Genomic DNA, 425 nt, shown 5'->3' with positions numbered 1-425 from the left:
GGTTAGCAAAGACTATGTTTACCTTGGTTCCTGGCATAACCAACCCAGTAGAACGTCCTATTCCAATCCACGATTCTATGTGACAGCGTTCTAGTTCGTCTTTATATCCTCCAGCAATTAAAATCGTTTCGATCTGTACCTTTGCCTCTGTCAATCCTTGAAGCATGTATAATATTCCAGTTGGATTCGTGATCCATTTCCCGTCCTCGGTCGGCCACATATAGAGGACAGCATCTACATTGCCGACAGATGCCTTAATCTCCTTAAAACTTGTCACATAATCGCTTTTGTCTCCGTCGTTTATTATGTAACTACTATTTGTCGATTCCTTTGCATAGCTTTTTCCACATCCAATGAAGATTATTTCCGTATCAGGGCTAAGTTGTTTTATTGACTTTTCTATCATTTGACGACGATTTTCATCC

Annotated in this window: 1 protein-coding gene; it reads right to left on the bottom strand. The window is 40.2% G+C overall.

What is annotated here, in order from left to right; genetic code table 11:
• Positions 1 to 425 (bottom strand): hypothetical protein (locus ACTNDN_RS25030; protein WP_441132585.1); only part of this gene is annotated, 425 nt, incomplete at both ends.

The organism is Niallia sp. HCP3S3_B10 (assembly GCF_052064465.1).
In the GTDB taxonomy this organism is placed as follows: domain Bacteria; phylum Bacillota; class Bacilli; order Bacillales; family Cytobacillaceae; genus Niallia; species Niallia hominis.
This window is presented reverse-complemented; position numbering and strand designations above follow the sequence as displayed.